The sequence below is a fragment of the Roseateles sp. GW821-FHT09B06 genome (genome assembly GCF_059418245.1).
This window is the reverse complement of the sequence record NZ_JBWKPM010000007.1, coordinates 24,872-49,107: the sequence shown is the minus strand read 5'-3', so window position 1 is coordinate 49,107 and position 24,236 is coordinate 24,872. Positions and strand designations below refer to the sequence as shown.

Genomic DNA, 24,236 nt, shown 5'->3' with positions numbered 1-24,236 from the left:
GCTGTCGCTTGTTAGCAGCCGGTTGCAGGGGCCGTAAAGGAGGTGTTTTTCCGAGCTTTCGATTGCCGGCGGGCGTGTATGTTTCGCAACGTGGTGTTACTTGCTGTGTGGCGGGAAAGCCTCGTGGCGTCAAAGGCATTACTGCTAGCATTCAAGTAACTTATTAATAGTTGGGCGCTGCCTAAGCGCGTTGGGGGGTTCACGTCGTGGGAATACTTGACGTACTGCGTGGTCGCAAGCATCCGCCCATGATTGGCCTGGATATCAGTTCTTCCAGTGTCAAGCTGGTGGAATTGAGTCAGAGTTCCAGCGGGGAAATGGTGCTGGAGCGCTTCGCGTCCGAGCCTTTCGAGAAGGGCTGGATCACCGACGGGCAGATCGAGAAATTCGACGAGGTGGCCGATGCGGTGCGCCGCGTCGTGGCACGTAGCGGCACCCGTACCCGCGACGCCGTGCTGGCCATGCCGCAATCGGCCGTGATCACCAAGAAGATCATGTTGCCGGCGGGGCTGCGCGAGGAGGAGTTGGAGATTCAGGTCGAGGCCGAAGCCAACCAGTACATTCCCTTCTCGCTGGACGAGGTGAGTCTGGATTTCTGCGTGATCGGCCCCAGCCCGACCTCGGTGGGCGATGTTGAGGTGCTGATCGCGGCATCGCGCAAGGACCGTGTGCAGGATCGCCAGGGTCTGGCCGAGGCGGCCGGGCTGCGGCCGATGGTGCTGGACATCGAATCTCATGCCTCGCGCATGGCGATGGGGCGCCTGATCGCCGCGTTGCCGAGCGAGGGCAAGGACGCGCTGGTGGCCTTGTTCGAGATCGGCGCCGACACGACAAGCCTCAAGGTGCTGCGCGACGATGAGATGTTGTACGACCGCGATCAGGCCTTTGGCGGCTCGCAGTTGACGCAACTGATCTCGAGGCAATACGGGTTTTCCTTTGAAGAAGCCGAGCAGAAGAAACTCTCGGGTGATTTGCCCGAGGATTTCGAACAGGCGGTGCTGATTCCCTTTGTGGACAGCCTGTCGCAGGAAATCGGCCGGGCGCTGCAGTATTTCTTCACCAGCACGCCACACCACAAGGTGCATTACGTGATGCTGGCCGGCGGTACCGCTACCCTGGGCGGTTTGAAGGAAAAGGTCACCGAGCTGACGGGGTTTGCCTGCATGGTCGTGAATCCCTTTGAAAACATGGTCCTGGGTTCGGCGGTGCGTGAACCCAAGCTGCGCCGTGAGGCGCCCGCCTACCTGACCGCCTGCGGTTTGGCGATGCGGAGGTTCTTCCAGTGATCCTGATCAACCTGCTTCCCCATCGGGAAGAAAAGCGCAAGCACCGCAAGCAGGCCTTCTTTGCCGGCATGGGCTTGGCCGCCTTGGTCGGCGCCGGCATCGTGGCCGCGGCCTACGCCTTGCTGCTGCATCTGACCGACGAACAGCAGAGCCGCAATCGCTATCTGGGCAATGAGATCGGCCGTCTGGAGGCGCAGATCAAGGACATCGCCAATCTGCGTGCCGAGATCGATGCGCTGAAGTCGCGCCAGAAGGCGGTCGAGGACCTGCAGACCGACCGCAACACGCCGGTGCATCTGCTCAATGAGTTGGCCCGGCACACCCCGGAAGGCATCTACCTCACCGCCATCCGCCAGGCCGACAAGGTGGTGACGGTGACCGGCATTGCCCAGACCAATGAGCGGGTATCGGAGTTCTTGCGCAATGCGTCGCGCAGCTCTGAATGGCTGGAAAAGCCAGAACTGGTCGAGATCAAGCTCGCCAACGTGACCGCGAACACCCGCGACCAGCGGCGCCTGTTCGAGTTCTCGATGCGGGTTTCCATCAAGAGCCCGGCGGCCGAGGCGCCGGAAGGGGCCGCCAGTGCGGCCCCGGTCAAGCGATCCTGACGAGCCGGGTTCCCATATGGCGAGCAAGAAATCCTCTTTGAATATCGATCTGAACGCCTGGTTCGAGGGCGTGGCAGGTCAATTCCGTGGCCTCAATCCCAACCAGCCGGGGCAATGGCCGCTGCTGCCGCGCATGACGGCCTTCGCGGTCGTGATGTTGTTCGCGGTTGTGGTCGGCTGGTTCCTGTTGCTGTCGGACGAGCAGGCCAATCTGGACGCCGAGCGGGCCAAGGAGCCCGCCCTCAAGGATGATTACCGAGCCAAGCTGGCCCAGGCCATCAACCTGCCCGAACTGCGCAAGCAGAAGAGTCAGGTCGAGGAATATGTGACACAGCTGGAGAAGCAGTTGCCCGGCAAGGCCGAGATGGATGCGCTGCTGTCCGACATCAACCAGGCCGGCCTGGGGCGCGGGCTGCAGTTCGAGCTGTTTCGCCCGGGCCAGGTGGTGGTGAAGGACTATTACGCCGAGCTGCCGATCGCGCTGCGCGTGTCGGGGCGGTATCACGACGTCGGCTCTTTCACGGCCGACGTGTCGAATCTGTCGCGCATCGTCACCTTGCACAACCTGATCGTCGTGATGCCCACCGGCAAGGAGGCCGTGGGCAGCAACCTGAGCATGGAGGCCACCGCGCGCACCTACCGCTATCTGGACGCTACCGAGGTGGCGGAGCAGCGCAAGGCGGCTTCGGCCAAGAAGAACGGGGGAGCCAAGAAATGAGGGTGCTGAGGCGCATGGATTGTCGCCCACTGCCACGTTCGCTCGCCGCGAGCATGCTGCTGGGTGTGCTTCTGGTCGGTTGCGCGGCCGATCTTGGCGAGTTGCAGGAATGGATGGAGCAGCAGAAGCGTGAGGCGCGTCCCAGCGTGACGCCCCTGGTGCCGCCCAAGAAATTCCTGCCGCAGCCCTATGCGGCTCAGGGTGGGGTCGAGCCCTTCAGTCCGCAGAAGCTGAGCGTGGCGGTCAAGCAGGAGGCAAACCAGCCGAACTCGCTGCTGGCGGCCGAGATGGGCCGGCGGCGCGAACCGCTGGAGGCCTTCCCGCTCGACAGCATGTCCATGGTGGGCAGCTTGACGCGCCAGAACCGACGCTATGCGCTGCTGCGCGTCGACAACCTATTGCATCAGGTCAAGGCCGGCGACTATCTGGGACAGAACTTCGGTCGCATCATGAAGATCAGCGAGACCGATATCACCTTGCGAGAAGTCGTCCAGGACGCTGCGGGCGAGTGGATTGAACGCACCAGTACCCTCCAGCTTCAGGAGAAGGGACGATGAAGAACTTCCAGGAGATCTTGAGGATGAGTCAATGGCGCCAAAGAGCGGGCACCGTGGCGGGCGCATGGGCCTTGGCCCTGGGCTTGTGCGCGATGCTGCCCGCGCAAGCGCAGGCGCAGAACGCCATACGCTCGATCAATACCATGCAGCAGGCCGGTGCGGAGGTGCTTCGCATCGAGCTGGCGCAGCCGCTGACCGAGTTGCCCAAGGGCTTCACGGTGCAGACGCCGCCGCGCATCGCGATTGATCTGCCGGGCGTGAGCAATGCGCTGGGGCGCAATCTGGTCGAGATCAACCAGGGCAATCTGCGCTCCGCCAATCTGGCGCAGGCCGGAGAACGTACGCGCATCGTGCTGAACCTGCGCCAGCCCTCGGGCTACCGCGCCGAGTTGCAGGAGGGTGCGTTGCTGATCGTGCTCGATCCCGCGCCCGGCGTGGCGGCCAGCCCCGCGCCGAACGAGCCGGTGCACTTCGCGCAGAGCCTCAACTCCGCGCCGCAGACCCTGCAGGACATCGACTTCCGTCGCGGCGCGGACGGCGCCGGCCGGGTGATCGTCAACCTGCCCAGCAATCAGGTGGGCGTGGACATCCAGCAGCAGGGGCAGAACCTGGTGGTGGAGTTCCTGCGCTCCAACCTGCCCGAGCGGCTGCGCCGCAAGCTGGACGTGACGGACTTCGGCACGCCGGTGCAGACGGTTTCGATCGCGCAGAACGGTGATCGCGTGCGCATGCTGGTCGAGCCCAAGGGCAGCTGGGAGCACAGCGCCTATCAGAGCGACAACCAGTTCGTGCTGGAGGTGCGGCCGCAGAAGGTCGACCCCAACAAGCTGACGCAAGGCCCGGGCTATGCGGGTGACAAGCTGTCGCTGAACTTCCAGAACATCGAGGTGCGAGCGCTGCTGCAGGTGATCGCGGACTTCACGAACTTCAACGTCGTGACCAGCGACACCGTGACCGGCAGCGTCACTCTGCGTCTGAAGGACGTGCCCTGGGACCAGGCACTGGACATCATCATGCAGGCCAAGGGCCTGGGACTGAAGAAGTCCGGCAACGTGCTGTGGATCGCGCCCAAGGACGAGCTGGCCGCCAAGGAGAAGCTGGACCTGGAGTCCAAGGCCCAGATCCAGCAGCTGGAACCGCTGCGCACCCAGTCCATCCAGCTCAACTACACCAAGGCCGAGGAAGTGGCCAAGGGCCTGACCGGGCAGACGGCCGGCCAGGGCGGTGGTGGTGGCGGTGGCGGTAATCAGAACAACGCGCGCATCCTGTCGCCGCGCGGCAGCCTGATCTATGAAACCCGCACCAACCAGCTGTTCGTGACCGACATCCCCTCCAAGCTGGAGGAGATCACGGCCATGATCGCCAAGATCGACATCCCGGTGCGCCAGGTGCTGATCGAGGCGCGCATCGTCGAGGCCGACGACCGCTTCGGCCGCTCGTTGGGCGTCAAGCTGGGCTCGCAGGACCTGCGCGGTCTGCAGGGGGGCATTCCGGGCTACAACGTCGGTGGCAACAACTACCTGACGATCGGCGGCAACTCCAATGCCGTCGCTGCCCAGACCAATCAGGGCGTGGCGCAGAACTACGGAAACAGCAACTTCGTCAATCTGCCGGCCAACGTGTCGTCCGACCTTTTCGGCGGCGCCAGCGCGGCCTCGTTCGCGCTCTCGCTGTTCAGTGCCTCGGCCAATCGCTTCCTGAACCTGGAGCTGTCGGCCCTGGAGGCCGATGGCAAGGGCAAGATCGTGTCCAGCCCGCGCGTCATCACGGCGGACCAGGTGCGCGCCCTGATCGAGCAGGGCGAGGAACTGCCCTATCAGGTGGCCACCTCCAGCGGCGCCACCTCGATCCAGTTCCGCAAGGCCAATCTGAAGCTGGAAGTCACGCCCCAGATCACGCCCGAGGGCAATGTGATCCTGAGCGTGGATATCAACAAGGACAGCCGCGGCACCCTGACCCCGCAAGGTTATGCGATCAACACCAAGCATGTGCAGACCCAGGTACTGGTGGAGAACGGCGGCACCGTGGTGATCGGCGGCATCTTCACGATGGACGAGCGCGAGGACGTGTCGCAGGTGCCGCTGCTCGGCGATGTGCCGGTGCTGGGCCATCTGTTCAAGAGCCGGGCGCGCGTCTCCAGCAAGACGGAGCTGTTGATCTTCTTGACGCCCAAGGTCGTCAACGATCGCGTGACCGTTCGCTGAGTACAAAGGGAGAATGCCGCGGCCTTCTAGCCTCGGTGTAGCAGGAGTTTTTTGATGAGAAGCTTGTGGGATTCGAAAATGGCTGCGGCGCGTGCGCTGGCAGTTGTGGCTCTGACGGCGCTGGTAAGTGCCTGCGGTGGCGGTGGCGGTGATGCCGGCGACCCTGTGCTGGGCGGCGGTGGCACGACGACCGGCGTGGCCGAGTTATCCATCGTGCTGGACAAGAGCAGCGTGCCCAACGACGGCAGCGTGCCCGTCACGGCAACCGTCACGGCGCTCGACAAGAACCGCGTGGCGGTCAAGAACGTCACGGTGGGTTTTGCGGCCGATGCCAATGGTGTCGTTAAGCCGGCCGGCACGATGACCGACGACAAGGGTGAGCTGAAGGCAACGATCGAGATCGGTTCGGACAAAACCAACCGGACCATCACCTTGACCGCGACCTCCGGCAGTGTCTCGAAGACGGCCAGTTTCACGGTGGTGGATTCGACCACTACCGAGCCGGTCGCTACGGCGCTGTCGATGTTGCTGGACAAGCGCACGGTCAACAACTCCGGCACCGATGCGGTCACCGTGACCGTGACAGCGACCGGGACGGGCGGCAAGGTGGTGGCCGGCATCCCGGTGACCTTCGAAGTGGACAGCGGCGCCACCTACGTGCCCTCGGGCACGGTGACCAATGCCAGCGGTGTCTGGACCGCCGTTGTCAAGATCGGCGACGACAAGTCCAACCGACTGATCAACCTGACGGCCAAGAGCGGCACCTTGACCAAGACCGATCGCTTCCAGGTGACGGGCGTCAAATTGGCACCGACGGCGCTGCCGGCCACGGTTGTACCGGGAGCGGCCGCTGCCATCGAGTATCGCGTTTCCGATGTCAATGGCTCGCCGATCCGGAATATCGCGGTCAACGTGTCGGCGCCGGGCTTGAGCGCGGTTACCGGGACGACCGATGACAATGGCCTGTATGTGCACAACTACACCGCTCCGGCCACGGCCGGTACCCTGACCTTCACGGCGACCGCCGCCGGGGTTTCGGCATTGCAGAGCGTGGTCGTCACCGGCGGCACAACGACGATTCCGCCGGCGAGCATGCCCGTGGTGACCTTGCCGGTGCCGGTGACCGCCACGCCCAATGTGCTCAAGGTCAATACGACGACGACCAACAACCAGGCGCAGATCAAGGCCTTGTTCCTGGGTGCGAACAACACCCCGGTATCCAATGTTCGGGTGCGGTTTGACTTCAACGGTGCCGCAACCCCCAACGGCAGCCTCAGCTCCGGCAACACCTTGGTCTATTCCGATGCCCAGGGAGCCGCGGTGACCAGCTACAAGGCCGGGGCGGCGGCAAGCCCGACCGACGGTGTCGTGATTCGGGCCTGCTGGGACTACAACGATTTCGCGGTCGGAACCTGCCCCAACTCAAGCACGCAAACCTTGACGGTGGTGGCCGAAGGTCTGGCGGTAACGATCGGTACCGACGACACGATCGAAGAAGGCAGCACGGGCCTGACCTATGTCAAGCGCTTCGTCGTGCAGGTGGCGGATGCTGCTGGCAATCCCGTCGGTTCGCAGCAGGTCACGCCCTCTGTCGATGCACTGGCCTATGGCAAGGGCTTCTATTCATGGAGTCAGGCCGCGTCGGCCTGGGTGTTGACGAGGTTCCTGGCCTGCGCTAACGAGGACTTGAACCGCAATGGGGCACTGGAGGTCGGCGAGGACCGCAACAGCAACGGCATGCTGGAGCCGCGCAAGTCCGACGTGACGGTGAGCATGGTCAATTCCGACAGGACCGACACCTCGGGCCAGGCGGTGCTGAAGATCGAGTATCCAAAGAGCCATGCCGGCTGGGTGCAGGTGCAGATTTCCGTGGCGGCCGATGTCCGTAGCCCGCCGGCCATCTGGACGGCATGGCTGCCCGTCGAGGCGACGGCCCTCAAGCGGGAAACGCCGCCCCCCGCGTTTGTGAGCAGTCCCTACGGTGTGGCCGCCAGCGGATCTTGTCTGGTGGCCGACTGAGGGCCGCGGCGAGCGGTAACTTCTTGAAGATCGCCCTGGTCGCCATGCCCGGCGGTGGCAAGTCCACCGTCGGGCGCCACTTAGCGCGGCAACTGGGCATCCCTTGCCTGGACTCCGACACCGAGATCGAAAAGCGGCTTGGCGGCGAGAGCATCAAGAGCTTCTTCGACCGCAAGGGCGAAGAGGCTTTTCGCATTCTCGAGTCCGAGGCGATCGCCGAGCTGATGGCGCGGGATCAGGAGATGGTACTGGCCACCGGCGGTGGCGCCGTGTTGCGCGAGGCCAATCGCGCTGCGATGTCGAGCGGTGCCACGGTGTTCTATCTGCGCTCCTCGCCCGAGGAGTTGTTCCGCCGCCTGCGCCACGACACCCAACGGCCGCTGCTGCAGGTGCGCGATCCGCTGAAGAGGCTGCGCGAGCTCTATGCGCAGCGCGACCCGCTGTATCGCCTCACCGCCCACTATGTGCTGGAGACCGGGCGCCCTTCGGTGCATGGCCTGGTGAACATGATCCTGATGCAGCTGGAGCTTGCCGGGCTGATCAGCCCCGAGCGGGTGGCCGCCACGGTCGGTGCCGAGCGCGTCTGAGCGCCTCGTACACTCGGGGGCATGAATGCCGCCTTGCACTCGCCGTCCCCCGTCCATGTTCCGATTGCGCTGGCCGAGCGCAGCTATGACATCCTGATCGGTTCCGGCCTGCTCGACCGGCCGGCCACCTGGCAGGAACTGCCACGCGCTGCAGCGGCGCTGGTGGTCTGCAACGAAACGGTGGCACCGCTGTTTCTTGAGCGCGTGCGCAAGCAGCTGGCAGCCCACTATGCCCGTGTCGAGGCGGTCATCCTGCCCGATGGCGAGCGCTACAAGGACTGGGCCTCGCTGAACCGCATCATCGACCATCTGCTGGCCACGGCTAGCGACCGCAAGACGGTGCTGTTCGCGCTGGGCGGTGGCGTGGTGGGCGACATGACCGGCTTCGCCGCGGCGGTCTATATGCGTGGCGTGCCCTTCGTGCAGGTGCCGACCACCTTGCTGGCCCAGGTCGATTCCTCGGTGGGCGGCAAGACCGCGATCAATCACCCGCTGGGCAAGAACATGCTCGGCGCCTTCTACCAGCCGGCGCGCGTGATCGCCGACCTCGATACGCTGGACACGCTGCCGCCACGCGAACTGGCTGCGGGCCTGGCCGAGGTGATCAAGTACGGTCCGATCGCCGATGCGGACTTCCTGGCCTGGATCGAAGCCAATCTCGACGCGCTGCTGGCGCGTGACAAGGCGGCGCTGGCGTACGCCGTGAAGCGCAGCTGCGAGATCAAGGCCTGGGTGGTCGGCCAGGACGAGCGCGAACAGGGCCTGCGCGCCATCCTCAATTTCGGCCACACCTTCGGCCATGCGATCGAGACGGGCCTGGGCTATGGCGAATGGCTGCATGGCGAGGCGGTCGGCTGCGGCATGGTGCTGGCCAGCGACCTCTCGGTGCGGCTGGGCCTGATGCCGCCGGAGTTCCTGGTGCGCATGCAGCGCCTGATCGAGCGCGCAGGCCTGCCGGTGTGCGCCCCCCGGCTCGGTGTCGAGCGCTACCTGGAGCTGATGCGGGTGGACAAGAAGAGCGAGGGCGGCGAGATCCGTTTCGTCGTGATCGAGGGCCTGGGCAAGGCTGGCATGCGGGGCGCACCCGATGCCCTGGTGGCCGAAGTCCTGAATACCCACTGCGACTGAGACGAACGCCGACATCACGATGCCGCTCGCCCGCTACGCCTGTGACCCCCTGAACAGCCGTGGCCGGCGCTTCGCCGAGCCGGCCGTGCCCACGCGCAGCGAGTACCAGCGCGACCGCGATCGCATCGTCCACAGCACGGCCTTCCGGCGTCTGGTCTACAAGACCCAGGTGTTCCTGAACCACGAGGGCGATCTGTTCCGCACCCGGCTGACCCATTCGCTGGAGGTGGCGCAGCTGGGCCGCTCGATCGGCCGCAGCCTGGCCCTGGACGAGGACCTGATCGAGACCATCGCGCTGGCCCATGACCTGGGCCACACGCCCTTCGGGCACGCGGGTCAGGACGTGCTGGACGAGTGCATGAAGGACCATGGCGGCTTCGAGCACAATCTGCAGAGCCTGCGCGTCGTCGACCAGTTGGAGCAGCGCTATCCCGCCTTCGATGGACTCAATCTCACGTTCGAGAGCCGGGAGGGCATCCTCAAGCATTGCAGCCGCCGCAATGCGGAACTGATCGAGGCCCGCGAGCCCGGTGGCGTGGCCACGCGCTTCCTGCTTGGGCGGCAGCCCAGCCTGGAGGCTCAGCTCTGCAACCTGGCCGACGAGGTGGCCTATAACGCGCATGACATCGACGACGGCGTGCGTTCCGGCCTGCTGGAGCTGGAGCAGTTGGAGGCGGCCGTGCCCCTGGTGCGGCGCTATCTGCGCGAGGCGCTGGCCGAGCATCCGGGCCTGGCGCCGAAGCGCCTCTTGGCCGAGACCATCCGCCGCATGCTCTCAAGCCAGGTCTACGACATCATCGATGCCAGCCGCGCGGCGCTGGCCGAGGCCGCGCCGGCCGACGCGGATGCGGTGCGTCATGCCGCGGCGCCGCTGCTGCGCTTCAGCCCCGAGATGCGCCGCGCCAGCACCGAGCTCAAGCGCTTCCTGTTTGCCAGCCTGTACCGGCATCCCCAGGTGCAGGAGACCCGCACGCGGGCCGAGCGGGTGTTGCGCGAGCTGTTCGAGATCTATCGCAGCGATCCCGCGCAGCTGCCGGCCGATCATGCGGCCGAGCCCGACCTGCCGCGCGCCTGCGCCGACTACATCGCCGGCATGACGGACCGTTTCGCGCTGAAGGAGCATCAGCGACTCACGGGCAAGGCTTTGTTCTGATTTAATTGGGGTCAGACTCGATCCGATTCCCATGGCACGACTTGCCCGGCTGGCTCTTGCCGGCCTCCCTCACCACCTGATCCAGCGCGGCCTGAACCGCCAGCCCATCGTGCTGGACGATACCGACCGCGAACGCCTGCTGGCCGAACTGCGCGAGAGCGCGGCCTTGCACAAGGTGGCCATCCACGCCTATGTGCTGATGGACAACCATCTGCACCTGCTGGCCACGCCCGAAACGGCCGAGGGCCTGAGCCGCATGATGCAGTCGCTGGGGCGGCGCTATGTGGCGGCCTTCAACAAGCGCCATGGTCGCAGCGGCACGCTGTGGGACGGACGCTTCCGCGCCGCGCCGCTGGAGCCGGCCGGCTATCTGTTGGCCTGCATGCGTTACATCGAGCTGAACCCGCAGCGCGCGGGCTTTCTGCTGGCCGCGCCGGAGGACTACCCTTGGTCCAGCGCCGCCCATCACCTGGGGCGGCGGCGCGACCCGCTGGTGTTTGATCACGCCTTGTTCTGGGCCCTGGGCAACACCCCGTTCGAGCGCGAGGCCGGTTGGCGGGCCTGGCTGGAGCAGGGCGTGGCGCCGGACGAACGGCAGCGTCTGCACGAGGCGGCGCAGAAGGGCTGGCCACTGGGCTCGGCAGGTTTCTTGCAAGGCCTGGCGCAGGACACCGATCGGCCGCTGCAGCCGCGCCGCCGCGGCCGACCGTCCCGCGTTGTTTGACTGTGTCCCTATTTTATTCAAGCAATCTGTGTGCTTCCTGCAATAAAAGAGTCTGACCCTATTTATTGCCAATTGCAGGCTTTTGTGCGCCGCAGTAATCTTCGCCTCCCAGCCCAAGGAGAGCAGCATGAGCCAGGCCGACCAGATCCAGCAAGAAATCCAAGACCTGAGTGCCCATGGCCTCTACAACCCGGCCAACGAGAAGGACGCCTGCGGGCTGGGCTTCGTGGCCCATATCAAGGGACTGAAGGCGCATTCCATCGTCCAGCAGGGTCTGAAGATCCTGGAGAACCTGGACCACCGCGGTGCGGTGGGCGCCGACAAGCTGATGGGCGACGGCGCCGGCATCCTGATCCAGATCCCGGACGACTTCTACCGCGCCGAGATGATCAAGCAGGGCATCGAGCTGCCGCCGCCCGGCGAATACGGCGTCGGCATGATCTTCCTGCCCAAGGAGCATGCCTCCCGTCTGGCCTGCGAACAGGAACTGGCGCGCGCGATCAAGGCCGAGGGCCAGGTCCTGCTGGGCTGGCGCGACGTGCCGGTGGACCGGGACATGCCGATGTCGCCGACGGTGCGCGAGAAGGAACCGATCATCCGCCAGATCTTCATCGGCCGCGGCACCGATGTGATCGTGCCCGATGCGCTGGAGCGCAAGCTCTATGTGATCCGCAAGACCGCCTCCAGTGCGATCCAGGCGCTGAAGCTGACCCACAGCCGCGAGTACTACGTGCCCAGCATGAGCTGCCGCACGGTGATTTACAAGGGCCTGCTGCTGGCCGACCAGGTGGGCAGCTATTACAAGGACCTGGCCGACCCGCGCGTGGTCTCGGCCATCGCCCTGGTACACCAGCGCTTCTCCACCAACACCTTCCCCGAATGGCCGCTGGCCCACCCCTACCGGATGGTCGCGCACAACGGCGAGATCAACACGGTCAAGGGCAACTTCAACTGGATGCGCGCCCGCGAGGGCGTGATGAAGTCGCCGGTGCTGGGCGACGATCTGAAGAAGCTCTATCCGATCAGCTTCGAGCATCAGAGCGACACCGCCACCTTCGACAACGCGATCGAGCTGCTGACGATGAGCGGCTACCCGCTGGCCCATGCGGCGATGATGATGATCCCGGAGGCCTGGGAGCAGCATGAGCTGATGGACGAGCGCCGCCGCGCCTTCTACGAATACCACGCGGCGATGATGGAGCCCTGGGACGGCCCGGCCGCGATGGTGTTCACCGACGGCCGCCAGGTCTGCGCGGCGCTGGACCGCAATGGCCTGCGTCCGGCGCGCTACTGCGTGACCGACGACGACCTGGTGGTGCTGGCCTCCGAGTCCGGCGTGCTGCCCATCCCCGAGAACAGAATAGTCAAGAAGTGGCGCCTGCAGCCGGGCAAGATGTTCGTGATCGACCTGGAGCAGGGTCGCATCATCGACGACGAGGAGCTGAAGAACCAGTTCGCCTTCGCCAAGCCCTACCGCCAGTGGATCGAGAACGTCCGGGTCAAGCTGGACGATGTCGAGGTTGCCGACGCCAAGCCGCTCGCGTTCGAGACCCCGCTGCTGGAGCGCCAGCAGGCCTTCGGCTTCACCCAGGAAGACATCAAGTTCCTGATGGCGCCGATGGCCACCAACGGCGAAGAAGGCATCGGCTCGATGGGCAACGACTCGCCCTTGGCCGTGCTGTCCTCCAAGGACAAGCCGCTCTACAACTATTTCAAGCAGCTGTTCGCCCAGGTGACGAACCCGCCGATCGATCCGATCCGCGAGGCCATCGTGATGAGCCTGAACAGCTTTATCGGCCCCAAGCCCAACCTGCTGGACATCAACGCGGTGAACCCGCCGATGCGCCTGGAGGTGACCCAGCCGATCCTGGACTTCCAGGGCATGGCGCGCCTGCGCGCGATCGAGGCGCACACGCATGGCAAGTTCAAGCCCTATGAGCTGGACATCACCTATCCGCTGGCCTGGGGCCGCGAGGGCGTCGAGGCCCAGTTGGCCTCGCTGTGCGCCGAGACCGTGGATGCGATCAAGAGCGGCCACAACATCCTGATCATCAGCGACCGCCATGTGTCGGCCGAGCGCATCGCGATCCCCGCGCTGCTGGCGCTGTCGGCCGTGCACCACCATCTGGTGCGCGAGGGCCTGCGCACGACCGCCGGCCTGGTGGTCGAGACCGGCACGGCGCGCGAGGTGCATCACTTCGCGGTGCTGGCCGGCTTTGGCGCCGAGGCGGTGCACCCCTATCTGGCGCTGGAGACCCTGGCCGCGATGCATGCCGAGCTGCCGGGCAATCTGAGTGCCGAGAAGGCGGTCTACAACTACATCAAGGCCGTGGGCAAGGGCCTTTCGAAGATCATGTCCAAGATGGGCATCTCGACCTATATGTCCTACTGCGGCGCGCAGATCTTCGAGGCCATCGGCCTCAAGAAGGACTTCGTCGAGAAATACTTCCGCGGCACCGCCACCCAGGTGGGTGGCATCGGCGTGTTCGAGGTGGCCGAGGAGGCGATCCGCCTGCACAAGGCCGCCTTCGGCGACGACCCGGTGCTGCACACGATGCTGGAGGCCGGTGGCGAATACGCCTGGCGCAGCCGCGGCGAGGAGCATATGTGGACGCCGGACGCGATCGCCAAGCTGCAGCACAGCGCGCGCTCGGGCAAGTTCGACACCTACAAAGAGTACGCCCAGATCATCAACGACCAGAGCAAGCGCCACATGACCTTGCGCGGCCTGTTCGAGTTCAAGTTCGATCCGAGCAGGGCGATTCCGGTCGAGGAGGTCGAATCCGCGGCCGACATCGTCAAGCGCTTCGCCACCGGCGCGATGTCGCTGGGCTCGATCTCGACCGAGGCCCATGCAACGCTGGCCGTCGCGATGAACCGCATCGGCGGCAAGAGCAACACCGGCGAGGGCGGCGAGGATCCGGCGCGCTACCGCAATGAGCTCAAGGGCATCAAGATCACGGCCGGCACCAAGGTCAGCGACGTGATCGGCAACAAGGTGATCGCGGTCGACTACGAGCTGAAGGAAGGCGACAGCCTGCGTTCCAAGATCAAGCAGGTGGCCTCCGGCCGCTTCGGCGTGACGACCGAATACCTGGTCAGCGCCGACCAGATCCAGATCAAGATGGCCCAGGGCGCCAAGCCCGGCGAGGGTGGCCAGTTGCCCGGTGGCAAGGTCAGCGAGTACATCGGCATGCTGCGCTATTCGGTGCCGGGCGTCGGCCTGATCTCGCCGCCGCCGCACCACGACATCTATTCGATCGAGGACCTGGCCCAGCTGATCCACGACCTGAAGAACGTCAACCCCAAGGCAGACATCTCGGTCAAGCTGGTCTCGGAAGTGGGCGTGGGCACGATCGCGGCCGGCGTGGCCAAGGCCAAGGCCGACCATCTGGTGATCGCCGGCCATGACGGCGGCACCGGCGCCTCGCCCTGGAGCTCGATCAAGCATGCCGGCACGCCCTGGGAGCTGGGCCTGGCCGAGGCGCAGCAGACCCTGGTGCTGAACCGCCTGCGCGGCCGCGTGCGCGTGCAGGCCGACGGCCAGATGAAGACCGGCCGCGATGTCGTGATCGGTGCCCTGCTGGGTGCCGACGAGTTCGGCTTCGCCACCGCGCCGCTGGTGGCCGAGGGCTGCATCATGATGCGCAAGTGCCACCTGAACACCTGCCCGGTGGGCGTGGCGACGCAGGACCCGGTGCTGCGCGCCAAGTTCACGGGCAAGCCCGAGCATGTCGTCAACTACTTCTTCTTCGTCGCCGAGGAAGCGCGCCAGATCATGGCCCAGCTGGGCCTGCGCAGGTTCGACGAGCTGATCGGCCGCAGCGATCTGCTGGACATGAAGAAGGGCATCACGCATTGGAAGGCCAAGGGCCTGGACTTCGGCCGCGTGTTCCACCGTCCGAACGTGCCGGCCGATGTGCCGCGCATCCATGTGGATGTGCAGGACCACGGCCTGGACCGCGCGCTGGACGTCAAGCTGATCGAGAAATGCCTGCCCGCCTTCGAGAAGGGCGAGAAGGTGCAGTTCATGCAGCAGGTGACGAACGTGCGCCGCACCGTGGGCGCGATGCTGTCGGGCGAGCTGGTGCGCCGCAAACCCGAGGGCCTGCCGGACCAGAGCATCTTCATCCAGATGGAGGGCACCGGCGGCCAGAGCTTCGGTGCCTTCCTGGCCCAGGGCATCACCTTCTACCTGATCGGCGACGCCAACGACTACACCGGCAAGGGCCTGTCGGGCGGCCGCGTGGTGGTGCGGCCGTCGATCGACTTCCGCGGCGACGCGACGAAGAACATCATCGTCGGCAACACCGTGCTCTACGGCGCGACCCGCGGCGAGGCCTTCTTCCGCGGCGTGGCCGGCGAACGCTTCGCGGTGCGCCTGTCGGGTGCCACCGCGGTGGTGGAGGGCACCGGCGACCATGGCTGCGAGTACATGACCGGCGGCACCGTGGTCGTGCTGGGCAAGACCGGCCGCAACTTCGCGGCCGGCATGAGCGGCGGCATCGCCTATGTCTATGACGAGGACGGCCAGTTCGCCAAGCGCTGCAATCCCAGCATGGTGGCGCTGGACAAGATCCTGCCCGCGGCCGAGCAGGAGGCGAGCACGGAACGGGCGATCTGGCATCACCTGGGCGACGGCGCGCAGCAGACCGACGAGGCGATCCTGAAGAAGATGATCGAGGACCACCACCGCTGGACCGGCAGCCAGCGCGCCCGCGACATCCTCGACCACTGGGCCGAATCGCGCGCCAGGTTCGTCAAGGTCTTCCCGCACGAGTACAAGCGCGCCCTGGGCGAGATCAATGCCGCCAAGGAAGCCGCCGAAACCATCGCTCACGCCAAGGCGCCGGCCGCCCCGGTCAAGGCCTGAAGCCGCAGAAAGTAGAAAGAAGAAGCATCATGGGAAAAGTCACCGGCTTCATGGAGTACGAGCGCCTGGAAGAGGGCTATGAGCCCGTCACCTCGCGGATCAAGAACTACCAGGAATTCGTCATCGGTCTGAACGCCGAGCAGGCCAAGATCCAGGGCGCGCGCTGCATGGACTGCGGCACGCCCTTCTGCAACAGCGGCTGCCCGGTCAACAACATCATCCCGGACTTCAACGATCTGGTGTATCGCAACGACTGGGCGAATGCTCTTCATGTGCTGCACAGCACCAACAACTTCCCCGAGTTCACCGGCCGCATCTGCCCCGCGCCCTGCGAGGCGGCCTGCACCCTGAACGTCAATGACGACGCGGTGGGCATCAAGTCCATCGAGCACGCCATCATCGACCGTGCCTGGGAAGAGGGCTGGGTCAAGCCGCAGCCGCCGAAGGCAAAAACCGGCAAGACCGTGGCCGTGGTCGGCTCCGGCCCGGCCGGCCTGGCCGCGGCCCAGCAGCTGGCGCGCGCCGGCCATGCGGTGACGGTGTTCGAAAAGAACGACCGTGTCGGCGGCCTGCTGCGCTATGGCATCCCGGACTTCAAGATGGAGAAGTCGCATATCGACCGCCGCGTCAAGCAGATGGAGGCCGAGGGCGTGCGGTTCCGCACCGGCGTGCTGGTGGGTGCGCTGGCCGAGGACAGCAAGGTCACCAACTGGGCCAAGGAAACCATCTCGGCCGAGGACCTGAAGACCCAGTTCGACGCCGTGCTGCTGACCGGCGGCGCCGAGGCCTCGCGCGATCTGCCGGTGCCGGGTCGCGAGCTGGCCGGCATCCATTTCGCGATGGAGTTCCTGCCGCAGCAGAACAAGGTCAATGCCGGCGACAAGCTCAAGGGTCAGATCCGTGCCGACGGCAAGCATGTGATCGTGATCGGCGGTGGCGACACCGGCAGCGATTGCGTGGGCACCAGCAACCGCCATGGCGCCAAGAGCGTCACCCAGTTCGAGCTGATGCCCCAGCCGCCGGAAGAGGAAGACCGCCCGCTGACCTGGCCCTATTGGCCGATCAAGCTGCGCACCTCGTCCAGCCACGAGGAGGGCTGCGAGCGCGAGTTCGCGATCGCCACCAAGGAATTCCTGGGCGAGAAGGGCAAGCTGACCGGCGTCAAGACCGTGCGCGTCGAATGGCAGGGCGGCAGACAAGTCGAGGTGGCCGGCTCCGAGCAGGTGCTGAAGGCCGACCTGGTGTTCCTGGCCATGGGCTTCGTCAGCCCGGTCGCCACCATCCTGGACGCCTTCGGCGTGGCCAAGGATGCGCGCGGCAACGCCAAGGCCTCGACCGACTTCACGGGCGGCTACGCCACCAATGTGGCCAAGGTGTTCGCCGCCGGCGACATGCGCCGCGGCCAGAGCCTGGTGGTCTGGGCCATCCGCGAGGGCCGGCAGGCCGCGCGGGCGGTGGATGAGTTCCTGATGGGGGGCAGCGAGCTGCCGCGCTGAGGGGGAGAGCAATTCCCCGGCACAGCCACCTGCGGGTGGCTTTTTGCATTTCAGTCACATGGCTTGCGCAAGTCTGACCACTGGTCGCTGAGCGCCTTCCGCTCGTCGCTGCCAGGTGTCGGTTCGTGCAGTTTTCACGCTTAAGGATTGCGGCACGGCAGACAATTTGTCGAAAGCAGCCTGAACCCTTCTTTCCCCAATCGGATCCAAAGCATGACCATGCGTGCAAGACCCCCGCGAATCCATGCCGGCTTCACCTTGATCGAGTTGATGATCGTCGTGGCCGTTGTGAGCATTCTGGCGGCGATCGCCTATCCGGCCTACCAGGATCAGGTCAGAAAGTCGCGTCGTTCGGGCGCGCAGTCGGTCATGCTGCAGGTCGCGCAGAAGGAAATGCAATTGCTGCTGGATGCGCGTCGCTATGTCGCGGCCGCCGATGCGGCGGCCATCGCGGCGGCCCCCATCGGCGTCGGCATCGACGCCAAGCTGGCAACCCTGTACAGCTTCAGCGTCACCGCGACCAATACCGCAGGTGCACAACCTACCTTCACCGTCACCGCAATTCCCCAAGGGGGGCAGTCCAGCGACAGCTGCGGGACCTTGACGGTCAACCATTTGGGCGCCAAGACCCCGGCGTCGGGATGCTGGTAGCCATGGGTATGCCAACTAGACCGATGCAGCGGCTCGTGGGCGGCTTCACGCTGGTGGAGCTGGTGACGGTCATCGCGATTGCCGCCATTCTCGCGGCCGTCGCGGCGCCGGCCATGTCCACCTTCATCGATAACCAGCGGGTGCGCAATGGCTCGTTCGATCTGGTGGGTGACCTGCTGTTGGCTCGGAGCGAGGCGATCAATCGACGCTCGGTGGTGGTGATCACCCCCATCAGCACGGGTTCCGACGGTTGGTCGAGTGGCTGGACCGTCAACCTGGCGACCTCCGGCGGCACCTTGGTCACCAGCCGTACCGGCGTGGCACCCAAGCTTCGATTTGATGCGAAGGACTCGGCGGCTGCGGCGCTTTCCAGCCTGAGTGTCGGCGCCGACGGACGCATCGTCGGCCTGACCCCCGTGCGCATCAACGTGACCATGGCGGAACCGGTTCCCAGCGGCGTTACGGCCTCGTGCATCGTGATCGATGCCACGGGGCGCCCCAAGAGCGACAAGGGGGCATGCTCATGAGCAACCGGCCTATCTCCGCAAGATCCCGCAATCGTGGTGTGACCCTGATCGAGAACCTGGTGGCCTTGGTGGTCACCATGTTTGGATTGTTTGCATTGCTGGGCTTCAATCTGCGCGCCTTCGTGGCCGAATCGGAGTCTTATCAGCGCTCGCAGGCCCTGGTTCTCGTGGAGGACATGGCCCAGCGCATCAAGGCCAATCGGGCGGCCGTCTCCAGTTACGCGCTGGATGCGGCCAACGCGGCCGGCGGGGGCGGCACCGCCGTATGTGCTGCCGGGGCTCGAGCGGCCACCGACCTGTGCGAATGGGGCAACCTGTTGCGCGGTGCGGCCGAGACGACGGGCGGAAGCAATGTGGGCGCTATGTCCGATGCGCGCGGCTGCATCACCGTGGCCGCGCCGGCGGCGGGTGCCAGTGGCCCGGCCTCGGCCAATGTCGTGGTGGTATGGCGCGGGGCGAATGCATCCTTGACCGCCAGCACCGCGCCCTGTGTGCCCGACGGCTTCAGTGTGAGCGATGGTTTCATGCGCTTCACTTCCACGGTTGTGAGGTTTGGAGATCTCGATGGTTAGCCTGCGCTTCAGCAAGAGCCGAGGTGACGCGTGTCTTGGCAAGCCCATGGCTCTGGCGTCCCGAGCGCATCAGCGAGGGATGACGCTGGTCGAGCTGATGGTGGCCATCGTGATATCGATGTTCATGATCGCCGCCCTGATCGTGCTGTATGTCAACAACAGCGCCGCCCGTACCGAACTCGACCGTTCGAGCCGGCAGATCGAAAACGGACGTTTCGCGATTGACATGATGCGGGACGACATTGCGTTGGCGGGGTACTACGGCGAGCTGAGCCTGCGAGATGTGGTGGATTTTCGTGAGGCGAACCCCTGCACAACGACGGCGGCCGACATGGGCTGGTCCACGGCGGCGGTGCCGACGCCCGTGCGCGTACCGGCACCGGTGCAAGGGCCGGGCGCGAGCACGACCGTTCCTGTTGCCTGGGGCTGTGCCTCCCTGAATCAGCGCGCCAACACGGGTTACCTGATCGTTCGGCGCCTGGCTCCGGTGGCGGTGGCTCCCGCGGCCACGGTGGCCAACACCTTGTATGTCCAGTCCAACGGGTGTTTGACGGGGACGACCAGTTTTCTGCTGGCAGCCGGGCCGGGCGCAGCTAATTTCGGCTTGACGGGACCGGATTGCACGACGGCGCGTCCCGCTCGAGCCTATGCCTCGCGGCTCTATTTCGTTTCGACCTGCGGCGTTTGCTCGCCCAGCGATGGGGTACCGACCCTGAAGATGCGCGAGCTGCAGGGCAACAGCATCGTCGAGCGCATCGTTTCCGATGGCATCGAGGATTTGCAGTTCGAGTTCGGGCGCGACACCAATGGCGACAGCGCGGTGGACGACTTCGTCGCGACCGGAGCCGCGACCGACTGGCCCAATGTGGTGGCGGTGCGCATCCGACTCATCTCGCGGGCCACTTCCGGCAGTCCGGGCTACACCGACGACAAGTCCTATGACCGCGGCAGCCTGTTCGCTGCCTATTCGCCGGCGTCCGGCGAGACCCAGTTCAAACGCCGTGCGTATACGGCCCTGGTATCGCTGCCCAATACCGCCGGCCCCAGGGAGAACCCATGAGACTGCCGTCCGCTCAAAGAGGCGTCACCCTGATCATGGTGATGATCTTCCTTGTGCTCATCAGTCTGCTGAGCATCTCCGTCTTTCGCGCCAGCACGACCAATTTGCGCGTGACCCAGAACATGGCCATTCGGCAAGAAGCCACGGCCGCGGCGCAGGCGGCGATCGAGACCACGATCAGCACTCCCGCCTTCCAGGCAGCGTCGGCCGCGGTACCGAGTTCCGTCAATGTGGACGTCGACGGGGACGGAACCAGCGACTATGCGGTGACCGTGACGCCGGCAGACCAATGCTCCAAGATTCGGCCCCTGCTGAACCAGGAACTGCCGCGCGAGTCCACCACCGGCTTGCCCAAGGCGGCCTGGATACGCTGCGACTCGGGCAGCGGCGGTCGAGCGGTGGGCAGCGGTGCGGGTGGCGCCGGACTGATCGAGGGCGGCACGACATCGACCCAGGTGACCGGCAATTCCTTCTGCGTCGAGACGCATTGGAATGTGCAGGCCGATGTCACGGATGCGCGCACCGGAACAGTCGTCCAGGTCAACCAGGGTGTCGCCGTGCCCTATTCGGTGGGCGAGTCCCGCGATCGCTGCGAGCGCAACAACTGATCGAGGCTCGCTCTGACCGAACATGAACATGAGGGGATTGCAATGAACAAGACATCACTCCAGCGCGTGCTGGCCGGCGCCCGCTTCGGCGCGGCTGTGTTGCTGGCGCCCCTGCTCATGTCGGCGGCCTGGGCTCAACAGTCGCCGCTGGTGGGTTACGAGGACATCGATCTCTTTGCCAACCCGCCCAGGCAAGAGGACCTGCCCAATGTGCTGCTGGTTCTGGATACCTCGGCCAACTGGTCCTCGAGTTCGGCCAATGCCTGCACGACCTATTCGGACAATACGCCCGGGCCCAAACAGGACAATCCCAACCTCGAGCAGGGCAAGAAGATCGCCATCCAGAAATGCGCGCTGGTGAACACGCTGCTGGCCTTGCCGGTCAATCAGGATGGGTCGGCACGTTTCAGGGTCGGCATCATGTATATGAATGCGCCCAATGCCGACGGGGCCTATCCGCGCATGCGCTTCCTCCCGGTCGACGCCACCAACAAGCCGACGCTGGTCCAGGCCTTGAAGAGCACCTCGATCGGGTCCAGTGCCGATCAGGGCAGCAATGCCGACTATGCGCGGGCCCTGTGGGAAGCCTACCTCTGGTACAAGGGGAACGCGCCCTACCGGGGCAAGGCGCAGACGAATGCCAGCCGCAGGCAATGGGACGGCGAGGCCTTCGGGACCGATGGCAACTACATCTCGCCCGCGGCCAACAACTGCGCGCGCAACTACGTCATCATCATCTCCAATGGTTCGCCCCAGGGGACCGAGGCCGATGTGCAGGCGCTCGTGGCCGGGGCCGGTGGCAATGCCACCAAGATCAATTACTCCAGCAGCTACATCAGCACCAACGATCAGAACAACTGGGCCGACGAGACCTCGCGCTTCCTGCGCAACGCCGACGCGAGCAGCCAGGACGGCGTGCAGAACATCATCACCTACTCGGTGGCGATCACCAGCGCCAGCCCAAGCCCATCGGAAGTACGCTCCAACAACTACATCAAGGAAATCGCCGTGCAGGGTGGGGGCCTTGGCTATGAGGCGACCAACGTCGACCAGCTGACCAATGCCCTGAATGATGTGTTCAACCAGATCCAGGCGGTCAACAGCGTGTTCGCCTCGGCCAGCCTGCCGGTGAGCGTCAATGCGCAAGGCACCTTCCTGAACCAGGTCTACATGGGCATGTTCCGTCCGGACGGACAGACCAACCCGCGCTGGGTCGGCAACTTGAAGCAGTATCAGTTCGGCTATACCGCGGCGACCCAGGCGGTCAGCCTGGTCGATGCAGCAAACCCGCCGGCGCCGGCGGTCAATCCGGTGACCGGCTTCATCCTGCCGTCGGCCCGTTCCTTCTGGAGCACGGCATCGCCCTATGCGGACTTCTGGAAGAACAAGGTCTGGCCCGGCGAGGTCAACACCGGCGGCGCCAGCGATCTGCCGGATGGACAGATCGTCGAGAAGGGGGGGGCCGCTCAGCGCATGCGCGAACTGTTCCTGACCACGGCGCTGCTGGCCAATCGCGTGGTCAAGACCTGCACCAGCAACTGCGGCGGTTTGCAGGACTTCACGACCGGCAATATCGCTCCCGCCGACCTGGGGCTGAGTGCCGGCGACACCGCGGGGCGGGACGCCCTGGTCGCCTGGGTCCGGGGCGCCGACAACCGCAGCCCCAGCGACGAGTCCGGTCCGGGCACGATGACACCCGTAGCGGGCGGCAGTGCCGTGACGGTCAATGTGCGGGGCAGCATCCATGGCGACGTGATCCATTCCAGCCCGGTGGTGATCAATTACGGCGGCACGACCGGCGTCGTGGTGTTCTATGGCACCAATGCCGGGATGCTGCATGCCGTGTGGGGGGCGAAGACCGGTACCAATGCGGGAAATGAGCTCTGGAGCTTCGTCCCCTCGGAGTTCTGGACCAAGTTCGGGCGCCTGCGCAGCAACGCGCCGGATATCCAGTTCGCGGCCACGAACATGACCCAGAATCCAACGGCCCAGCGCAAGGATTACGGAATGGACGGTCCCATCACCTTCTATCAGAACCGCGGCACGGGTGGGCAGACCTTCCTCTATGCTGCGATGCGGCGCGGTGGGCGGGCCCTCTATGCCTTCAATGTGACCGATCCCACGAGCCCGACCCTGCTGTGGAAGGTGTCGAGTGCGACGACCGGGCTCTCGGCCCTGGGCCAGACCTGGTCCGAGGCGCGGGTGACGCGCATCGAGGGTGTTGCGGATCCTGTGCTGATCATGGGTGGCGGCTATGACCCGGCGGAGGACACCACACCGGCGGGCACCACCACGATGGGCAATATCGTCGTCGTACTGAATGCCCGCACCGGCTCGGTCCTGAAGGTCTTCACCGGTATCGATCGCCCCGTTCCGGCCGCCGTGGCCACGGTCGACACCAACAGCGATGGAAAGATGGACCGGGCCTATGCGGTCGACCTGGGCGGTAGCGTCTACCGGCTGCAGTTCGCCAGCGCCACGCCGGCCGACTGGACGCTGACCAAGATCGCCGATTTCAGCGGCTCGTCCGGCACCGGACAGAAGATGTTCTACGCGCCGGCGGTCACGGCCGTGACCATGAGCGGGCAGCCGGTCTACGCGGTCCAGGTCGGTACCGGCGACCGCGAAAAACCGCTGAAGGCCTCCGGCACCGAAAATCGTTTCTACACGGTTCTGGACCGCGGCCAGACGGATGCCAAGGTGCTGTCGGATCTGGCACAGATGACGACGGCAGGCTTGAGCACCATCGCCGACGACAAGTACGGCTGCTACTACAACATGCCCAACGCGGGCGAGAAGGTGGTCAACGCGGTGACCTATACCAGCGGTTTCGCCTTCTTCGGCACCAATACGCCGTCGGCCCCGAGCAGTCAGTCATGCACCGGGAACCTCGGTGTCGCCAGGTCTTACGCGATCCCCGCCCTGTGCGGCCCCGTCACCAGCCAGACCTTGTCCGGCGGTGGCTTCCCGCCGACGGCGACTGTGGGCACGGTGCTGATTCCGCGCAATGCGAACACCAACTGCGAAACCCACCCGGAGCAATGCAATCAGGTGCCAGTCGGAATGGGCATCCCGCCGCCAGACTGCCAGGGCAATGTATCCCTGGTCAATTCGGCGATCGGCGCGACCAACATCTATGCCTGTGCCCCGGCACAACGCCTGCGCCGTGACTGGAGCGTCCGCAATCCGCGCTGAGTCTCGCTGGGCCTAAGGGCCGAGGCAGGATTGCCTAAGGAGCGCCGGGATCTTTCCCGGCGTTTTCTTTGGCGCTTTGCGTGTTGTTTGGTGATGCTGAAATGACGACGGCCTGGCGTTGCGTCTGGCTTTCTCCGCGAGAGCCCTGCGGTGGAGAAGCCGGGATGCGGGTGTGCGCAATTGCGCAGGTAAAGGAAGAGGGCCGCTTGCGGCCCGGGGGACACGGAGCCATTGCGCACACCCGCGTCCCGGCGTAACCCGGTCCTCGCA

18 protein-coding genes are annotated in these 24,236 nt (G+C 65.3%); all 18 read left to right on the top strand.

Annotated features, from left to right (window positions below; genetic code table 11):
- Window positions 1-248 precede the first annotated feature (248 nt).
- The 18 genes from AC07OQ_RS08370 to AC07OQ_RS08285 all read left to right on the top strand — a co-directional run bounded on the left by AC07OQ_RS08370 (window position 249) and on the right by AC07OQ_RS08285 (window position 23,966).
- A complete protein-coding gene (locus AC07OQ_RS08370; protein WP_495052649.1) occupies window positions 249-1,286 on the top strand; it encodes a pilus assembly protein PilM in 1,038 nt (345 codons plus the stop codon).
- Entirely contained in the window at window positions 1,283-1,894 is a 612-nt protein-coding gene (locus AC07OQ_RS08365) for a PilN domain-containing protein (RefSeq protein ID WP_495052648.1), read from the top strand. Before AC07OQ_RS08370 ends, AC07OQ_RS08365 begins: the two co-directional genes overlap by 4 nt.
- Before the next feature lie 16 nt (window positions 1,895-1,910).
- Entirely contained in the window at window positions 1,911-2,612 is a 702-nt protein-coding gene (locus AC07OQ_RS08360; protein ID WP_495052647.1) for a type IV pilus inner membrane component PilO, read from the top strand.
- A gap of 53 nt (window positions 2,613-2,665) precedes the next feature.
- Window positions 2,666-3,169 (top strand): pilus assembly protein PilP, encoded by a 504-nt coding sequence (locus AC07OQ_RS08355; RefSeq protein WP_495052646.1) that lies wholly within the window; start codon window positions 2,666-2,668, stop codon window positions 3,167-3,169.
- A complete protein-coding gene (locus tag AC07OQ_RS08350; RefSeq protein ID WP_495052645.1) occupies window positions 3,166-5,373 on the top strand; it encodes a type IV pilus secretin PilQ in 2,208 nt (735 codons plus the stop codon). Before AC07OQ_RS08355 ends, AC07OQ_RS08350 begins: the two co-directional genes overlap by 4 nt.
- 54 nt (window positions 5,374-5,427) lie before the next feature.
- The gene (locus tag AC07OQ_RS08345) at window positions 5,428-7,392 is read left to right on the top strand and encodes a hypothetical protein (RefSeq protein ID WP_495052644.1); all 1,965 of its coding nucleotides are present in this window, start codon (window positions 5,428-5,430) and stop codon (window positions 7,390-7,392) included.
- A gap of 23 nt (window positions 7,393-7,415) precedes the next feature.
- A complete protein-coding gene (locus AC07OQ_RS08340; protein ID WP_495052643.1) occupies window positions 7,416-7,979 on the top strand; it encodes a shikimate kinase in 564 nt (187 codons plus the stop codon).
- A gap of 21 nt (window positions 7,980-8,000) precedes the next feature.
- Window positions 8,001-9,107 carry a 3-dehydroquinate synthase gene (aroB, locus tag AC07OQ_RS08335; protein WP_495052642.1) on the top strand — a complete coding sequence of 369 codons (1,107 nt, stop codon included), beginning with the start codon at window positions 8,001-8,003 and terminating at the stop codon, window positions 9,105-9,107.
- Window positions 9,108-9,126: 19 nt separating this feature from the next.
- Window positions 9,127-10,260 carry a deoxyguanosinetriphosphate triphosphohydrolase gene (locus tag AC07OQ_RS08330; protein ID WP_495052641.1) on the top strand — a complete coding sequence of 378 codons (1,134 nt, stop codon included), beginning with the start codon at window positions 9,127-9,129 and terminating at the stop codon, window positions 10,258-10,260.
- A gap of 31 nt (window positions 10,261-10,291) precedes the next feature.
- Window positions 10,292-10,984, top strand: a complete 693-nt coding sequence (locus AC07OQ_RS08325; RefSeq protein ID WP_495052640.1) for a transposase — start codon at window positions 10,292-10,294, stop codon at window positions 10,982-10,984.
- A gap of 127 nt (window positions 10,985-11,111) precedes the next feature.
- On the top strand, window positions 11,112-15,857 hold the full coding sequence (locus tag AC07OQ_RS08320; RefSeq protein WP_495052639.1) for a glutamate synthase-related protein: 4,746 nt from the start codon (window positions 11,112-11,114) through the stop codon (window positions 15,855-15,857).
- 29 nt (window positions 15,858-15,886) lie between these two features.
- Window positions 15,887-17,353: a glutamate synthase subunit beta gene (locus AC07OQ_RS08315; RefSeq protein WP_495052638.1), complete on the top strand. Its 1,467-nt coding sequence runs from the start codon at window positions 15,887-15,889 to the stop codon at window positions 17,351-17,353.
- Between the two features lie 213 nt (window positions 17,354-17,566).
- The gene (locus AC07OQ_RS08310) at window positions 17,567-18,004 is read left to right on the top strand and encodes a type IV pilin protein (protein WP_495052637.1); all 438 of its coding nucleotides are present in this window, start codon (window positions 17,567-17,569) and stop codon (window positions 18,002-18,004) included.
- Between the two features lie 23 nt (window positions 18,005-18,027).
- Window positions 18,028-18,531: a GspH/FimT family pseudopilin gene (locus tag AC07OQ_RS08305; protein ID WP_495052636.1), complete on the top strand. Its 504-nt coding sequence runs from the start codon at window positions 18,028-18,030 to the stop codon at window positions 18,529-18,531.
- A complete protein-coding gene (locus tag AC07OQ_RS08300) occupies window positions 18,522-19,103 on the top strand; it encodes a type IV pilus modification PilV family protein (protein WP_495052635.1) in 582 nt (193 codons plus the stop codon). The genes AC07OQ_RS08305 and AC07OQ_RS08300 overlap by 10 nt, the downstream gene beginning before the upstream one ends.
- On the top strand, window positions 19,096-20,163 hold the full coding sequence (locus AC07OQ_RS08295) for a PilW family protein (RefSeq protein WP_495052634.1): 1,068 nt from the start codon (window positions 19,096-19,098) through the stop codon (window positions 20,161-20,163). The genes AC07OQ_RS08300 and AC07OQ_RS08295 overlap by 8 nt, the downstream gene beginning before the upstream one ends.
- Window positions 20,160-20,771: a pilus assembly PilX family protein gene (locus AC07OQ_RS08290; protein ID WP_495052633.1), complete on the top strand. Its 612-nt coding sequence runs from the start codon at window positions 20,160-20,162 to the stop codon at window positions 20,769-20,771. Before AC07OQ_RS08295 ends, AC07OQ_RS08290 begins: the two co-directional genes overlap by 4 nt.
- Before the next feature lie 42 nt (window positions 20,772-20,813).
- Window positions 20,814-23,966 carry a pilus assembly protein gene (locus AC07OQ_RS08285; protein ID WP_495052632.1) on the top strand — a complete coding sequence of 1,051 codons (3,153 nt, stop codon included), beginning with the start codon at window positions 20,814-20,816 and terminating at the stop codon, window positions 23,964-23,966.
- The last annotated feature ends 270 nt before the right edge of the window (window positions 23,967-24,236 follow it).

Coding starts and splice junctions, on each gene's coding strand:
- AC07OQ_RS08370 (WP_495052649.1), top strand. CDS start 249: ATGATTGGCCTGGATATCAGTTCTTCCAGTGTCAAGCTGGTGGAATTG.
- AC07OQ_RS08360 (WP_495052647.1), top strand. CDS start 1,911: ATGGCGAGCAAGAAATCCTCTTTGAATATCGATCTGAACGCCTGGTTC.
- AC07OQ_RS08355 (WP_495052646.1), top strand. CDS start 2,666: ATGCTGCTGGGTGTGCTTCTGGTCGGTTGCGCGGCCGATCTTGGCGAG.
- AC07OQ_RS08350 (WP_495052645.1), top strand. CDS start 3,166: ATGAAGAACTTCCAGGAGATCTTGAGGATGAGTCAATGGCGCCAAAGA.
- AC07OQ_RS08345 (WP_495052644.1), top strand. CDS start 5,428: ATGAGAAGCTTGTGGGATTCGAAAATGGCTGCGGCGCGTGCGCTGGCA.
- aroB (WP_495052642.1), top strand. CDS start 8,001: ATGAATGCCGCCTTGCACTCGCCGTCCCCCGTCCATGTTCCGATTGCG.
- AC07OQ_RS08330 (WP_495052641.1), top strand. CDS start 9,127: ATGCCGCTCGCCCGCTACGCCTGTGACCCCCTGAACAGCCGTGGCCGG.
- AC07OQ_RS08325 (WP_495052640.1), top strand. CDS start 10,292: ATGGCACGACTTGCCCGGCTGGCTCTTGCCGGCCTCCCTCACCACCTG.
- AC07OQ_RS08320 (WP_495052639.1), top strand. CDS start 11,112: ATGAGCCAGGCCGACCAGATCCAGCAAGAAATCCAAGACCTGAGTGCC.
- AC07OQ_RS08315 (WP_495052638.1), top strand. CDS start 15,887: ATGGGAAAAGTCACCGGCTTCATGGAGTACGAGCGCCTGGAAGAGGGC.
- AC07OQ_RS08310 (WP_495052637.1), top strand. CDS start 17,567: ATGACCATGCGTGCAAGACCCCCGCGAATCCATGCCGGCTTCACCTTG.
- AC07OQ_RS08305 (WP_495052636.1), top strand. CDS start 18,028: ATGCAGCGGCTCGTGGGCGGCTTCACGCTGGTGGAGCTGGTGACGGTC.
- AC07OQ_RS08300 (WP_495052635.1), top strand. CDS start 18,522: ATGCTCATGAGCAACCGGCCTATCTCCGCAAGATCCCGCAATCGTGGT.
- AC07OQ_RS08295 (WP_495052634.1), top strand. CDS start 19,096: ATGGTTAGCCTGCGCTTCAGCAAGAGCCGAGGTGACGCGTGTCTTGGC.
- AC07OQ_RS08290 (WP_495052633.1), top strand. CDS start 20,160: ATGAGACTGCCGTCCGCTCAAAGAGGCGTCACCCTGATCATGGTGATG.
- AC07OQ_RS08285 (WP_495052632.1), top strand. CDS start 20,814: ATGAACAAGACATCACTCCAGCGCGTGCTGGCCGGCGCCCGCTTCGGC.